Origin of the sequence: Paenibacillus donghaensis (assembly GCF_002192415.1) — a bacterium.
GTDB classification, from domain to species: Bacteria; Bacillota; Bacilli; order Paenibacillales; family Paenibacillaceae; genus Paenibacillus_AQ; species Paenibacillus_AQ donghaensis.
The window spans coordinates 1,889,826-1,903,455 of sequence record NZ_CP021780.1; the positions used below are offsets into that span (position 1 = coordinate 1,889,826).

Sequence of the window (13,630 nt, forward strand, 5' to 3'; positions counted from 1 at the left end):
AAATCGCTTTATTCTGGGTTTTAGAAGGGAGACACCAAGAGCCTGATGATGTACAGCACCGTCATCGGTATGTGGCTCATTCGCGTCATTGGAGTATATGTTTTAGGTATTAAGCTGGATATGGGAATCGTCGGTATATGGCTATCAATTGCCATTGATATGGCCATGCTGGCGGTATTTTTATTTTTCCGTTTCCGGAAAAAAATCGCTGACATCAGTAATTTTGCAAAGAACCTGACATCAAAGTAGTCAGGGAATATTTACAAAAAAAAGAGACTCCAGTATCGTAGAAGTATACCCACACCTACGGAAAGGAGATCTCTTGACTACTAAATTAGCTGAACAAGGGTTGTTATGTCAAGTCACCACGTGGTTAAATCGTCAAGCTTCGTTGCTGTTTGGCGACCGTTATGCCAAAAAACTCAAGTGGGGCAGCACCGTGTTTCTCTTTTTAGAAGCGATTCTTAGCGGTCGAACAGGGACACAAGCGATAGTGGATCATTTACTGAGCTCTCCCTGGCTGCAAAAGTGTACCGGCATCGAATCCATTCACCAGTCGTCTCTCAACCGCAAGCTGGGCGATCTGCCTCCGGAGGTGTTAGGTGAGCTATACCTCTCTGTTCTCCAGCATTTGCTGGAGCAGAAAGGACCGGCGCCCCCCAAGAAGCTGCAAAAGTTGGGCCCGCTCGCGGTGCTCGATTCCACCAGCCTGACACTGGGGAGGGTTCGCGGTAAATGGGCTTACCTGCAATCTGGAAAGAACGCCGTCAAGATGCATACCTGTTTGCACCTGACTGGCGAGCACACGGCGATTCCCATGGCCCCGGTGCTCTCGACAGCGGCGGTGGCGGATTTGGATACCGAGGTGGTGGATGCGCTGGTTCCGGACAAAGGAGTCACGTGTTTAGTCGACCGGGGCTACATTCACTATGCTCAATATCTAAAGTGGCAGGAGGAGGGCATCCATTTTGTCGCCCGTCTGAAGCAGAATAGTCAAGTGAAGGTGCTTCGAACGCGGAAGGTCACGGCAGCAGAGCTGGTGCTGGATGCGGATGTGGAACTGAAATGTCCGAAGACGGGAAAGACGGGTGTGTTTCGGCTGGTAGAGTACCTGTATACGGACAAAAAAGGGAAGCGTCACCGGGTTCGCGTCCTCACTAATCGCTGGGATGTCAAGGCGATGGAAGTCGCTCAGTTGTACCGCTACCGCTGGAAAGTGGAACTCTTTTTTAAATTTATGAAATCCAGCCTGCATCTGAAAAAGATCTACAGCAGCCGAACTTCCGAGGCCGTATGGAACCTGATCTACCTTAACTTGATTGCGTATGTGCTCTGCGAAGAGCTTCGTCTGCGTTATGCACCCCAGGAACGGATCGGGCGGGTGCTGGCCGTGTTCCGACTGTACCTCTCGGGGACGTTGGCGGATTTCCTGAAGCATCTGAATCGAGCCAAAGAGCGAACGAGCAAAGGACGAAGGAACAAGGGGGGAAGGCCACAGACTCGCGCGAAACGGTTGAAGCCCCAGCGTATCCTGTTCCATAGCGTCATGAACAACTGAAGCTAGACCAATCCAAAAAAAATGAGGTGTGGGAAGACTGAAGTGGAGGTGGGCTTTTTTTTGCCTTTTTGGAGTAGGCCCCAGCTGAATTCACCTGGGGCCAAGGCAAGGAAACAAGATTAGGCCCTGCTCCAAACGTAACTCTTGGCACATAAGCGGGCATGCCCTACCATGTTAGGTTTTTTGCAAAATTTCTGCGCTGACATCGAAAATACGACCGCGCACATTAAAGGGAGAAGGGAGGCGACAAAGGAACTGATGCTTACACGTAAGATTGCTGCCGGGATCTTCTATCTGGCCCTGCTCGGTTTGATATATGCCCTCAGGGATAAACTGCTTCCTTGGCTGGACAATCTGGCACCCGGCAGCTGGCCGATCATCCTGTTCATTTCTGCTGTACTCGCAATGGTCCCAGTTATCCCTTTTATGGTGGTATCGGGCATTCTAGGCATTAAATACGGGATATGGGGAGGGGGGGCGATGAGTGTGGTGGCATCGACACTGGCTGCGGTTCTTACCTATTGGATATTTGCTGCGGGAGACAGAGCAAATTACAATCCAGGTACCAGACACAGGTTGGAAATATGGAATGAGCATGTCCAGCAGCGCACATTTCTGTTCGTTTTAATTGGGCGGATGCTCCCGTTTATCCCCGCCGCGTTAATCAACGGATATGCAGGATGGTTTAAGCTTTCGTTCATTCAGTACGTTAGTGCTACCATCCTCGGCAAAATTCCGACGATGCTCGTTTTCGCTTATGTTGGTGTCTCCGCAGTATCCGGTTCCCAATACTGGTTACCGATATTGTTGATTTATGCTGTTTTTTTAAGCGTTGTCTATCTGATCTATAGCCGTTTGTTCCCGAATGTGAGAGGCACTCTACGCGTAGACAATGAGTAGAAAGGTAAGTAATTAAATGCAGCAAATATATCGAAATCGGAGGAGGAACAATTATGATAATTAAGCTATCTGAAGGTAAATTTGATCGTCTGCTCAAATTCCAACAGCAATGGATATATTGTGGATACTACCATTGTTCAGAGGGGCTTCTTATTCAAATTATTTAGATCCTGAACTTCGTTCCATTTCTCCCTCTTCTCTTTTTTAATATGATTTCGGAAAAATTCGACCATTCAATTTTACGGTCGAGGCAGTTTTTTTAAACCTACAAGTATGCTGTACTTTTTAGCGGTGGAGCGAATTGATGTCAACATCAAAGGAGTGCTATATGCGATTGCTGCTGACTCCCGTTGATGAGAGAACGTAAATCGGGTCATATCATTAATCTTTCTTCTGTAGCCGGCCATAACATTTATACGGGCGGAACAGTATATTGCGGCACCAAACATGCAGTTTGAGCAATCTCTATAGGGCTGCGTCAAGAAGAGGACATTAGCGGTTCGAATATTCGTGAACTTATGTTTCTCCAGGGGCTGTCACCAGTGAGTTGGTAGAAACGACTTCAGATGAAGAGACCAAAGCAGGGCTCGACGAATTCTACAAAGTAGCTATAGAATCTGACAGTATTGCTCGTGCCATTACCTTCGCCATAGAGCAACCGTCAGATGTGGGAATCAATGAAATGATTATCCGCCCAACAGTTCAAATTGGATAAGTTGATTCATTTAGCTGCCCCAGTTATTTGAAGTACACCCCTTATAGTGGACATAGGAAAAACACCCTGGTGTTAAACCGATGAAAACTGTAGGGGGTGTTTTTCGCATGTCGAAGAAAGGTCAACAATATGAAACATACAGCGAAGAACTGAAGAAAAAAGCGATTGAAATGCGACTTCAGGGAATGACTAAGGCAGCAGTGGCAGAGGCACTAGGAATCAAGAACATAGGCCGATTGAAAGTCTGGATGAGGAAATACAGACAATCCGGCATATTTGGGTTCATGGATCACCGGGGACGGCGTCAGCACTACATAGACCAAGAACGGTATATCAAACGGTTGGAGATGGAGAACGCCGTGCTGAAAAAGTGGTTGGACATTACGAAGGGGGAGGTGTATCGGAGAAATATCGCGTCATTGAAGAACTACGGGGAGATTCCCCCGTAAAGATGCTCTGTGAGCAATTGGCTTATCTAAAAGCGGATTCTACGCCTACTTGAAGCGTAAGAAACAGGAAGCCGAGGATCCCCATCGTTCTCTTGTAGAAGCTACATATTACCGCTATGAGGGCAGATATGGGTATCGCCAGCTTCAGCTCTTTATCCATCAGGATCATGGGGTATGGCTCAACCACAAGAAGGTGCTTCGGCTCATGCAGTCCTTAAACATACGCTCCCGCATTCGGCGTAAGCACCGTTGTAACTACATCTCCACCGTAGGTGGACGAGTCGCTGGGAACTTGCTGCAGCGCCAATTTCAGGCGGACAAACCGAATAAAAAGTGGGTTACGGATGTGACTCAGTATCGTGTGGGAGACATTTGCTCTACCTTTCAGCAATCAAGGATTTGTTTAACAACGAGATTGTGGCCTACCACATAAGAAGGAGGCGGAGCTAAACTCCGTCAGGTAAGTGCGAATGGAGACGAATACCCGTGAACCGTCGATTACGTGTAAATAGCAGGGATGTCATCAAAGGGTCTGTCAATAATTTTGTGTAAACTCTTTTAAGCACAGATTCCCCCGAGGGGGAGTCGCGATTTATCGCAAGTGTTGACCGACCCGATCTGGGAAAAATACCGAAAGCTGGAGGAGCATCTGTCCCCAGTTTTGGACACGGCCTGTCCATTTCCGAGTGACATCGACCGTGGCGAGATAGAGCATTTTAAGCAGCACCTCATCCGTCGGGAAGATACTTTTTCCCTTTGTCACCTTACGCAGCTGGCGGTGGTAACTCTCAATCATATTTGTCGTGTAGATGAGTTTGCGGATCTCAGGTGGGTACTTGAAACAGGTAGCTAATTCGTCCCAATTATTCCGCCAGGAACGGAGTGTAAGTGGATATTTGACTCCCCACATCTCTTCAAAACGGTCGAGTTCAAGAAAGGCTCCTTCTTCTGTAGCTGCCTTGTAAATGGGCTTTAAATCGGCGGTGACCTTCTTCAGATCCTTGTACGAAACGTACCGTGTGGAGCTGCGGATTTGGTGAAAAATACACTTCTGGATTTCCGTTTGGGGGTAGCAGGCGGCAAACGCTTGAGAGAACCCAGACAGGTTGTCCACACAGATGATGAGGATGTCCAGAACCCCCCGATTCTTCAGTTCATTCAGGACACTAAGCCAGAACTTAGAGGACTCGTTCTCACCGATCCACATGCCCAGCACATCCTTGTTTCCATCCAGATCGATGCCAATGACCATGTAGGCTGCTTTGTTGATAATAGCCCCATCTTGAAGTGGATGGCATCCAAATAGACTACGGCGTAAACACCTTGTAAGGGGCGATTCTGCCACTCTTTAATGAGGGGAACAATCTTATTAGTGACATTGGAAATGAGTGTAGGCGAGACCTCAATCCCGTACATATGCTATAGATGATCTTGGATATCTCTCGTGCTGACGCCGCCACAATCTGCTCCTCAATGCCCGTTACATTCGATTGATGCTTCTTGATGACCAAAGGCTCAAACTCGCCCAAACGGTCTCGGGGGATAACGATTTTCTGCTCACCGTACTCACTGACTACTGTTTTGCGACTTTTTCCATTGCGACTGTTTGGAGTGAGTTTCGCCTTCACTTCATGCTTTCCGTAACCCAAATGGGTATCCATTTCGGCTTCCAGCATCTCCTGAATCGTCTTGGCAAATAAGTCCTTTAAGGCATTCTGTGCATCCTGTGCGCTGACCAAGTTGTTTTCCTTTATGAATTCCCGTAGTTGCTGTTTTGTCCAAAGTCCCATGTGTTCTCCCCAACCTTTCTCTTACTTCCATTTTAATGGGTTTGAGAGTTTGCACAATATATTTTACAGACTCTCATCAAAACCAGATTTGCGTTGTTGATCTGATCCTAAAATGTGGAGGGGAAATGAATATAATAATTCAATGATTATTTTCATTGTTTGACTTTATTCAGACTAAGCGTGGTGTTTAGGCTTGATCTTTTGGGCCTGTGTGATAATTTTTAATCATGAGGGACATTTTTTTCTGGAGCTTGTTTTTGTCTTTCTTTTTTTCGCTCCACTTTTTTTACTAGTACCACCAAAGTTAATCTTTAGTAAGAACATTGTTTTTTTGTCTGCAATCAGTTTTCTTTCTATTCCGATATTTATAACTGTAATTGCATTAAGTCAATTCCGTTGGGAGAGCAGCAGCGGTATATAATTAATCAGACTTCATTAAGCAAGTTAATTGAAGATCGGGATAGCTACATTCACAAACATGAGGCTGCTTCCATCCTTGGAATTACAAAAGAGTCGATTGTACATTTGATTAAAGAAGAAATTCTTATGGAAAGTGCTCCATATGAATTACATAAAATGATACCAAAAAGAGAGGTGGAAGATTTACTTCTAGAATGCTGTGGACCTTACCAACGTTCCTTTCGTGGGATTTCTTTTCACGATGCATTAATAAAGTACTTCGTTAATGGTCTTAAGCTGATGTTTTGTATTCTGAGTATGAATTGGAACTCTGTACTACAAAGTTGAAAAAAGAAAGACAGGAAATAAAATGATTTTATTTTTCCGAAATAATGAAGATATTGCATATTGGGGAGAAAAACTGAAATTGTTACTTCAAGATAAGGGAATTATGTCTGATCAAACGGTTATACTTAGGGATGGGAGAAAAAGATATCTATTCACTCAGGTGAAAATAGAAGAAATACAGAGTGCCTTGTGATAGAACTTAGAATTATAGTTATTGGCGTTTAAAACGGCTTTAGCCAGATCAGAGGAGTAACGAATATGGATTCTAAAGTATATGTCTCTATAAATGGGTTAGTAAAAGAAGCAATTGGTCCACAGTCGGAAAATGCTTTGCTTTTCGCAGCCTCACGGAAAAGTGCTGAAACGGTAATAAAAGAATAAAGGGAGCAGCGACATATCTAAAGCAACGTTTTGCAGAAGCGTTTAAGAGATGTGTCTCTTTAGTTAAAAATAGAGGAGAATAAAGTCTACTCCAATTTCTAATAGATTTTAGGTGTTGGTATTGAGTATCAAAGTGCTGGAGTAAACGGAGCACCAAAAAGATCGCAAATCCAAGGGATTTCATAATCGAAAAGGACAAGTATTGAGCAATAAGCGCATGAACTAAAAGTACTTCTGAACTTTCATCTCCTATGACGCTTGAAGCAGAAGTGGCAGTCATAATTGTGGGGAGTATGCATTTAGGTAGTAGAGTTATTATCAATCATGACAGACTTAATTTGGTGTAAAATGGAGATTCATTAGCTGTAATTGATCCGGAAACAGCATATAGAGCAGATGCAAAGATAACCCAATCTAAGTAACAAGTAAATATATCGTTGAACTGATGGGATACGGGAGTTTAAACAGCAACAGTGATAGACGTAATTTTTTCGTCAATAACTGCTGCTGTTTTTTTATATCAATCATGCTTGAGCCGTATGGTTTAGCCTGCTCCTTTAACTGGTGATTGAAACAGAGCAGATTCTCGAACGATTGGTACTGTGGGATGGTCCGTTCGCCATCCAGAGACTGCAGGGAGAGATGGAGCAGGACTCGTTCGAATGAAGGTCCTCTGATAAAAAAAGTTGCTAAGCTGCTTGTTCTGAATGAACACACAGTATGTTATACAATCAGTTTGAAATAAAAAGCCGCTGCTTTGACTCAGATACTTTAAGCGAAACTTTGCATTATTCATCATTCATCATTTCACTCATGTAAGTGTTTTTTAAAAAATGTATTGCGGATTCTTTGTTTTTTGAATAAGAAATTTTATATACACAAGAATAAATCACATTTAAGACGTACTCAAAAGCAATTTGCGATGAAAAGGTACCGATCTTAGCATGTTTCTTTTCGTCGTTGGGCACCTGGATAAGGATAGGACTGAGATTTGCCAATTGACTTGTATGGATAGCTGTGATTGTGATGAAAGGTATCTTTTCTTGTCTGAAATGTTGGGCAACTCTTAAATAAATCTGAGACTTTCCGTGGTAAGTCAAGAAAATAGCGCAATCTTCTTCAGTAAGATTTAATGTATGATGAGCCCATTCGGACAGTTCGGTGGCTATCACTACGTATTTGTTGATTTTTATTAACTTATTCTGAAAGCTTCTCGCCCGAATTTGGGAATCCCCTAAAGCATAGATAAAGATCCTTTTCGCCTGGTCCAGCATCTTGGCTGTTTGTGACAAAACATCATTATCCATGAATGTAGAAGTTTTGTCGACCGTTTCTTTGATTAATTCTGCGATTTCTTTCGCCACTTGAAGTGATGATTCATCCAGACCAAACGGATAATTAGGATCAACGCTAGAAGTATTCTGGGTATGTTGCTGGAATTCCGTAGCAAGTTTTATAATGAAGTCCTTGAATCCGGCTAGCCCGAGTTTATGTATTAACCTATTAATCGCTGAATGTGAAGTAAAGGTTTCCTTTGCAAGTTCCTGGATACTGAAATGCAACATACTTTCCTTATTTAACAAGATATAGGCAGCAATACTTTTTTCATTTGGTGTAAAGTTTTGCATTTCCGATAACTGCATTAGTATTTTCAGCAGATTCACCCCTATTAGATTAAAGTCTAGTTTAATCAAGAAAGCAATGTAATAAACATTTTGATCAAAAAAAAACGCCATATATACAGATAATTGGTCGATTGTACCGTTTTGTCGGCAAAGCCTTTACGCTCGACTAAGTTGGTCTATAATGAGTGAAAACGAATCTGAGGAGGAATTAAAATGCTTACCATCGGTTATATAGGGAATGGCAAAAGCACAAATCGTTATCATCTACCTTTTTCATTGAACAGGGATCATTTAAAAGTGAAGACAATATACGCCCGTAATCCAGAAAAAGGAGAATGGGGAAAGGCTCCAGGCGTTCTATACACAGAAGATATTGATACGTTAATGAACGATGAGAAGATCCAATTAATCGTTGTTTGTACTCCTCTAGAGTCCCATTATGCTTTTGCCAAAATGGCACTAGAACACGGAAAGAATGTGCTTGTTGAGAAGCCCTTTATGATGACCAAAGCTGAAGCTGTGGAGCTTTTTGATTATGCCAAAGAGAGAAACTTGATCATACAATGCTATCAGAATAGACGTTACGATTCGGATTTCCTCACAACAAAGAAAGTGATTGAAACAGGCAAGCTTGGTGAATTGCTGGAAGTGGAGATGCACTATGATTATTACCGCCCGGAGATCCCAAATTCGGTCAATCATTTTTCCAAGTATAACAGTTATTTATACGGACATGCTATTCACACTATTGATCAGGTTCTTTCATATTTTGGAAAACCGGACAAGACTCATTACGATGTTCGTCAATTGCTGGGAAGCGGCAGAATGAATGATTACTTTGATATGGATTTTTATTATTCATCACTCAAAGTATCTGTTAAATCAAGCTTCTTCCGTTTAAAAGCACGACCAAGCTTTGTAGTATATGGTAAAAAGGGGATATTCGTTAAAGAAACAAAGGACCGCCAGGAGGAACACCTTAAATTATTCTACATGCCTAAGGAACACGCCGATTTTGGTATAGACTCTCCAGAACATTATGGCACTCTAACATATTTGGATGATGAAGGAATATATCATGAAGAAAAAGTGGTCTCGGAGAAGGGAGACTATGCTCGGGTATATGACGATATGTATCAAGCCATATTACACGGCAAAGAAAAAGTAATCAAAGATGAAGAGACAATAACTGCTATGGATATATTAGAACAAGGCATAAAGGAGTGTAATTAATATGCGATTGGGAATTGTCGGAGCCGGTATGATCGTAGAAGATTTATTAAGCTTTATCCATGAGATCCCTAGCATTTCACTTGTTGCAATCTGTGCCAGACCCGTCGAGCAGAAGAAATTACTTGACTTGCAAACCAAACATGGGATTTCTCAAATCTATGTGGATTACAACGAGATGCTGTTGGATGATTCAGTGGATACTATCTATATCGGTTTGCCTAATCATCTTCACTATGACTATTCGAAAGAAGCCATAATCCGTGGCAAGCATGTGATTTGTGAGAAACCTTTTACTTCCAATTTGAATGAATTTTTGGAGTTGAAAGAACTTGCACAGCAAAACCAACTTATACTGGTGGAAGCGATTACGAATCAATATTTAAAAAATGCTCTGACGATGAAGGAATATCTGACTAAGCTTGGTGAGATTAAAATAGTAGAATGCAACTATTCCCAATATTCATCGAGGTACGATGCTTTCAAAGCTGGAGAAACCCCACCTGCATTCAGTGCTGAAATGTCTGGAGGAGCATTGATGGATATTAATATTTATAATATCCATTTGGTGGTTGGATTCTTCGGGAGTCCTAAGAAGGTTGAATACTTCGCAAACATAGAGCGGGGAATTGATACCTCAGGTGTACTGCTGCTTGATTATGGTGACTTCAAGTGCGTCTCTATTGGTTCAAAAGATAGTACGGCCCCAAATAGCGTGAACATTCAGGGTAGAAAGGGGTATATACACATGGCAAGTTCAGCAAATGTATGTGACTACTTTGATTACACCCTCAATAAGGAAATTCCAATCCGGGTGGACTATAAAAATCATTTTCACCGGATGTATGATGAATTTATTGAATTTGATCGTATGATACAGAAAAAAGATATGGAAAAAGCCGCGAATATGCTTGAGCACAGTGAGAGAGTCATGCGTGTGATTGATATTGCCAAGCAATCCGCCAATCTTATATTTGGTTCGGACAGCTCAACGGCAGCATCTCAAGGTATTTGATGATTTCGAGGAAAATGTAAAAATGTATAGAAACAAGGAGCTGATCATATGATTAGCTCCTTGTTTCGTAGTACGCCAAGTATGGATGGAATCTATAGGTTTGAGATAGATAGTAGTAATTACTATCTTAGGCAGGAGCAAAGGCATGTAAGAGAAGATGAAACAGGTGAATGTATTGGAAGATAGCGTGATTACTATATCTTTACTTCAGGCTTTGCGGTATCCCATTTACTAGGGTTTGTACTATCAGCAACTTGATTTGTTATGATTTTTTCATAGAGTGTCAACTTATCATCTAAAAATTTAATGCGATTTTGAACTTCAATTAATTGTTCAGCGGTACTCTTTTTTTGATTCATGATGATTTCCCAGCGTTTCTCAATCGTTTCATTACCAATTAAGCACAACTCATTGTACTCGCGAATATCGCTTAGAGACATACCACAATTTTTAAGGTATCGAACGCCGATTAACCAATTTACAGAAGTCTCATCCAACAGACGATTGTTATGTTTGTCCCGTTGAAGACTTGGTACTAAGCCTTGATCTGTATAATATCGAATAGTGTGTTTAGACATACCTAACATTTCTGAAACATCATTTACTGTATACATATTGGAAACTCCTTTCATCATTCAAGTAACTCGAATACATATTTTAAAATAGACAATAATAATATGAAAGTCAACTTTATTCCGAAAAAAACATTGACTTCGAGTAGCTCGAATCCTTTAGAGTATTATATGACTTTAGGATAAGGGAGGGGGAAGGTTACGTGAATATTGTTGTGAATTTCATGGTTTAAAAAGTTTCAGCAATCGGACTCGGTTGTCCGAATATGAATGATTTTAGGATATGGTCCAGCTTATACGCATAGGGTTTGATTAATTTTATGTTTTAAGCAGTTGATGGTAGTGTTACTTTTTTGATACAGCGGAAGCATACGGATCATATATCGAAGAATTAGCTGGTGTTGGACTTTAATAAAACCTAAAAAAGTAGTTTTGACTACAAAAATAAACGGTTAGAAGAGATTCATTGGTAGATTTCATTTTTATAAATTTAACATGATTGGCTGTTTTATGTTAGGTGATTAGGAGCATAGAGTACTTTTAATGTTGTCAAAAAAAGGAGGATGTTTTATGAAAGGATATGCATTAATTGGGAAAAATAAAACTGAGTGGCGGGATTTTTCCATGCCTAAAATAAATCCTTATGGAGCAATTATTGAAACCAAAGTAGTTTCTCCTTGTACAACGGATATTCATTTGCTTGAAACTGGGGCAGTAGATAATCCTTCATTAATTGGTAAACCAATGGGACATGAAATGGCTGGAATCGTGATAGAAGTAGGGTCAGAGGTTAAGGAATTCAAGGTTGGAGACCGAGTATTAGTATCTGCTACTCAAGCTAACTTTAGAAGTCTGGAAGCACAAGCAGGGATGTCTAAGTTAGCCGATACCAATCAATATTGGATGGATGATCCAGAGCGCGGCGGAACATTCGTGGAAAAATATTATTTGCTTGATGCAGATATGAACTTAGCTCACATTCCAGATTCTGTTACTTGGGAACAAGCTGTAATGACTCCTGATATGATTCTTACCGCTTTTGAAGGCGTCAGAGAGGCTAATATTGAATTTGGTGATTCAGTAGTATTTATCGGTGTTGGTCCTGTTGGACTTATGGGCGTTCAAGCTGCTGCTATTCGTGGTGCTGGAAAAATATTTGCAGTAGGTTCACGTCAAGTTTGTTTTGATGTAGCAAAAGAATTAGGAGCAACCGATACGATTGACTACCATGATAGTGATTATGTGGAAGAAATATTGAAACGCAATGGTGGTCCTGTTGACCGTGTAGTAATTTCTAGCGGTACGGAAGACTCCCTTTCAATTGCACTAAAACTTGTTAAACGCGGTGGGATTGTTTGTAACCTTGCCTCATATTTTGGACATAGTTCTATTTCAATTGATCTTGAAGCATGGGCATTTGGAGCCAGCGATAAAACAATTGTTTCTCCTTTATGTCCTGGTGGAAGATTACTAATGGATAAAATGTTGAAGTTAATTGAGAATGGACGTATTCACCCAGAAAAAATTATTACACACAAATTTTATGGAATGGAAAAAATAGAGGATGCAATGCAATTATTCATCAATCGAGATAGATCATTAATCAAACCAGTAGTTTTCTTTGACTAATTTTCTATTATCTTATTAAGTAAGGAACTGCCTATAGAAAATATTTTACCAGGAGGAATTGAGATTATGGAGACAATTACTTTAAGTAACGGGGTTAAGATGCCAATTTTGGGCTATGGAGTTTATCAAATTAGTGATCTTGAAGAATGTGAACGCGTTGTAAGTGAAGCGATTGAAGTAGGGTATCGTTCTATAGATACTGCACAGGCCTATGGAAATGAAGCGGCTGTTGGCAATGCAGTTCGTAAAAGTGGTATACCACGTGAAGAGTTCTTTATTACAACAAAGGTTTGGATTTCCAATGCCGGTTATGAAAAAGCAAAAGCATCAATTGATGAGTCTTTACGTTTACTACAAACTGATTACGTTGACTTAGTGTTAGTACACCAACCATTTAATGATTACTATGGAACTTATCGTGCAATGGAACAATACTACAAAGAAGGGGATATTAAAGCGATTGGTGTAAGTAATTTTTATCCAGACCGTTTTATTGATATCGCTCAGTTTAGTGAAATTAGTCCTATGGTAAACCAAGTTGAAACTCATGTGTTTAACCAACAAAAACAAGCACAAGAAATTATGGCGAAATTCGGTACACAGATTGAGTCTTGGGGACCTTTTGCGGAAGGGAAAAATGATTTCTTTGCGAATGAAACCCTAAAAAAAATTGGTGAGCAATATGGGAAATCGGTTGCTCAAGTTGCTCTTCGTTACTTAATTCAACGAAATGTTGTTGTCATTCCTAAAACAGTGACAAAAGAACGAATGATACAAAATTTTGATATCTTTGGTTTTGCCTTAACGAACGTAGATGTGGAAAAAATTTCTAAATTAGATCAAGAACAAAGTCTGTTCTTCTCACATTACGATCCAGAAACAGTTGAATTTTTAACAGGACTAGGAAAATAATCAGGAATACTGCTTATCCCTCTCCGGTATTAACAACGGGATTGATAGGTAGAGGCATAACAATGGGACTAGAATAGTTTTTGTATAAAGAGAACATATCTGATTGA

Annotated in this window: 14 protein-coding genes and 1 pseudogene; 12 read left to right on the plus strand and 3 right to left on the minus strand. The window is 41.0% G+C overall.

From position 1 onward, the window contains the following. The first annotated feature begins 45 nt into the window (after window positions 1–45). The 7 genes from B9T62_RS07825 to B9T62_RS41710 all read left to right on the plus strand — a co-directional run bounded on the left by B9T62_RS07825 (window position 46) and on the right by B9T62_RS41710 (window position 4,055). Window positions 46–249 carry a hypothetical protein gene (locus B9T62_RS07825; protein ID WP_087914743.1) on the plus strand — a complete coding sequence of 68 codons (204 nt, stop codon included), beginning with the start codon at window positions 46–48 and terminating at the stop codon, window positions 247–249. 73 nt (window positions 250–322) lie between these two features. Beyond that, window positions 323–1,558: an IS4 family transposase gene (locus B9T62_RS07830; protein ID WP_157685504.1), complete on the plus strand. Its 1,236-nt coding sequence runs from the start codon at window positions 323–325 to the stop codon at window positions 1,556–1,558. A 258-nt stretch (window positions 1,559–1,816) separates the two neighbouring features. Then, window positions 1,817–2,458: a TVP38/TMEM64 family protein gene (locus tag B9T62_RS07835; RefSeq protein WP_157685505.1), complete on the plus strand. Its 642-nt coding sequence runs from the start codon at window positions 1,817–1,819 to the stop codon at window positions 2,456–2,458. 353 nt (window positions 2,459–2,811) lie between these two features. After that, entirely contained in the window at window positions 2,812–2,916 is a 105-nt protein-coding gene (locus B9T62_RS40565) for an SDR family NAD(P)-dependent oxidoreductase (RefSeq protein WP_245864385.1), read from the plus strand. Between the two features lie 89 nt (window positions 2,917–3,005). Continuing rightward, a complete protein-coding gene (locus B9T62_RS40570; protein WP_245864386.1) occupies window positions 3,006–3,173 on the plus strand; it encodes an SDR family oxidoreductase in 168 nt (55 codons plus the stop codon). 107 nt (window positions 3,174–3,280) lie between these two features. Next, window positions 3,281–3,622, plus strand: coding sequence for a helix-turn-helix domain-containing protein (locus tag B9T62_RS07845; RefSeq protein WP_087914746.1), 342 nt, complete (start codon window positions 3,281–3,283; stop codon window positions 3,620–3,622). Between the two features lie 49 nt (window positions 3,623–3,671). Then, window positions 3,672–4,055, plus strand: coding sequence for an IS3 family transposase (locus B9T62_RS41710; protein WP_157685506.1), 384 nt, complete (start codon window positions 3,672–3,674; stop codon window positions 4,053–4,055). A gap of 159 nt (window positions 4,056–4,214) precedes the next feature. Here B9T62_RS41710 and B9T62_RS07855 read toward each other — a convergent pair. Further along, a pseudogene (locus B9T62_RS07855) lies at window positions 4,215–5,412 on the minus strand (IS256 family transposase). A gap of 1,005 nt (window positions 5,413–6,417) precedes the next feature. Between B9T62_RS07855 and B9T62_RS41220 the strand changes: the two are divergent. After that, on the plus strand, window positions 6,418–6,540 hold the full coding sequence (locus B9T62_RS41220) for a hypothetical protein (protein ID WP_281257699.1): 123 nt from the start codon (window positions 6,418–6,420) through the stop codon (window positions 6,538–6,540). A 788-nt stretch (window positions 6,541–7,328) separates the two neighbouring features. Here the strand turns inward: B9T62_RS41220 and B9T62_RS07860 are convergent. Continuing rightward, complete coding sequence (locus B9T62_RS07860; protein ID WP_087920186.1) at window positions 7,329–8,195, minus strand: MurR/RpiR family transcriptional regulator; 867 nt, start codon at window positions 8,193–8,195, stop codon at window positions 7,329–7,331. A 183-nt stretch (window positions 8,196–8,378) separates the two neighbouring features. Between B9T62_RS07860 and B9T62_RS07865 the strand changes: the two genes are divergently transcribed. Both B9T62_RS07865 and B9T62_RS07870 read left to right on the plus strand, forming a co-directional pair. Then, window positions 8,379–9,398, plus strand: a complete 1,020-nt coding sequence (locus B9T62_RS07865; RefSeq protein ID WP_087914747.1) for a Gfo/Idh/MocA family oxidoreductase — start codon at window positions 8,379–8,381, stop codon at window positions 9,396–9,398. A gap of 1 nt (window position 9,399) precedes the next feature. Next, window positions 9,400–10,410, plus strand: a complete 1,011-nt coding sequence (locus B9T62_RS07870; RefSeq protein WP_087914748.1) for a Gfo/Idh/MocA family protein — start codon at window positions 9,400–9,402, stop codon at window positions 10,408–10,410. A 194-nt stretch (window positions 10,411–10,604) separates the two neighbouring features. On the opposite strand, the gene B9T62_RS07875 is transcribed toward B9T62_RS07870, so the two are convergent. Next, window positions 10,605–11,024 (minus strand): MerR family transcriptional regulator, encoded by a 420-nt coding sequence (locus B9T62_RS07875; RefSeq protein WP_087914749.1) that lies wholly within the window; start codon window positions 11,022–11,024, stop codon window positions 10,605–10,607. A 528-nt stretch (window positions 11,025–11,552) separates the two neighbouring features. On the opposite strand from B9T62_RS07875, the gene B9T62_RS07880 reads away from it, so the two are divergent. Next, window positions 11,553–12,611: a zinc-binding dehydrogenase gene (locus B9T62_RS07880; RefSeq protein WP_169834350.1), complete on the plus strand. Its 1,059-nt coding sequence runs from the start codon at window positions 11,553–11,555 to the stop codon at window positions 12,609–12,611. Window positions 12,612–12,677: 66 nt separating this feature from the next. Next, window positions 12,678–13,523 carry an aldo/keto reductase gene (locus B9T62_RS07885; RefSeq protein WP_087914751.1) on the plus strand — a complete coding sequence of 282 codons (846 nt, stop codon included), beginning with the start codon at window positions 12,678–12,680 and terminating at the stop codon, window positions 13,521–13,523. The last annotated feature ends 107 nt before the right edge of the window (window positions 13,524–13,630 follow it).

Excerpts from the sequence above, each read along its gene's own strand:
- B9T62_RS07825 (WP_087914743.1), top strand. The coding sequence starts at position 46 with ATGATGTACAGCACCGTCATCGGTATGTGGCTCATTCGCGTCATTGGA.
- B9T62_RS07835 (WP_157685505.1), top strand. The coding sequence starts at position 1,817 with ATGCTTACACGTAAGATTGCTGCCGGGATCTTCTATCTGGCCCTGCTC.
- B9T62_RS40565 (WP_245864385.1), top strand. The coding sequence starts at position 2,812 with ATGAGAGAACGTAAATCGGGTCATATCATTAATCTTTCTTCTGTAGCC.
- B9T62_RS07845 (WP_087914746.1), top strand. The coding sequence starts at position 3,281 with ATGTCGAAGAAAGGTCAACAATATGAAACATACAGCGAAGAACTGAAG.
- B9T62_RS41220 (WP_281257699.1), top strand. The coding sequence starts at position 6,418 with ATGGATTCTAAAGTATATGTCTCTATAAATGGGTTAGTAAAAGAAGCA.
- B9T62_RS07865 (WP_087914747.1), top strand. The coding sequence starts at position 8,379 with ATGCTTACCATCGGTTATATAGGGAATGGCAAAAGCACAAATCGTTAT.
- B9T62_RS07870 (WP_087914748.1), top strand. The coding sequence starts at position 9,400 with ATGCGATTGGGAATTGTCGGAGCCGGTATGATCGTAGAAGATTTATTA.
- B9T62_RS07875 (WP_087914749.1), bottom strand. The coding sequence starts at position 11,024 with ATGTATACAGTAAATGATGTTTCAGAAATGTTAGGTATGTCTAAACAC.
- B9T62_RS07880 (WP_169834350.1), top strand. The coding sequence starts at position 11,553 with ATGAAAGGATATGCATTAATTGGGAAAAATAAAACTGAGTGGCGGGAT.
- B9T62_RS07885 (WP_087914751.1), top strand. The coding sequence starts at position 12,678 with ATGGAGACAATTACTTTAAGTAACGGGGTTAAGATGCCAATTTTGGGC.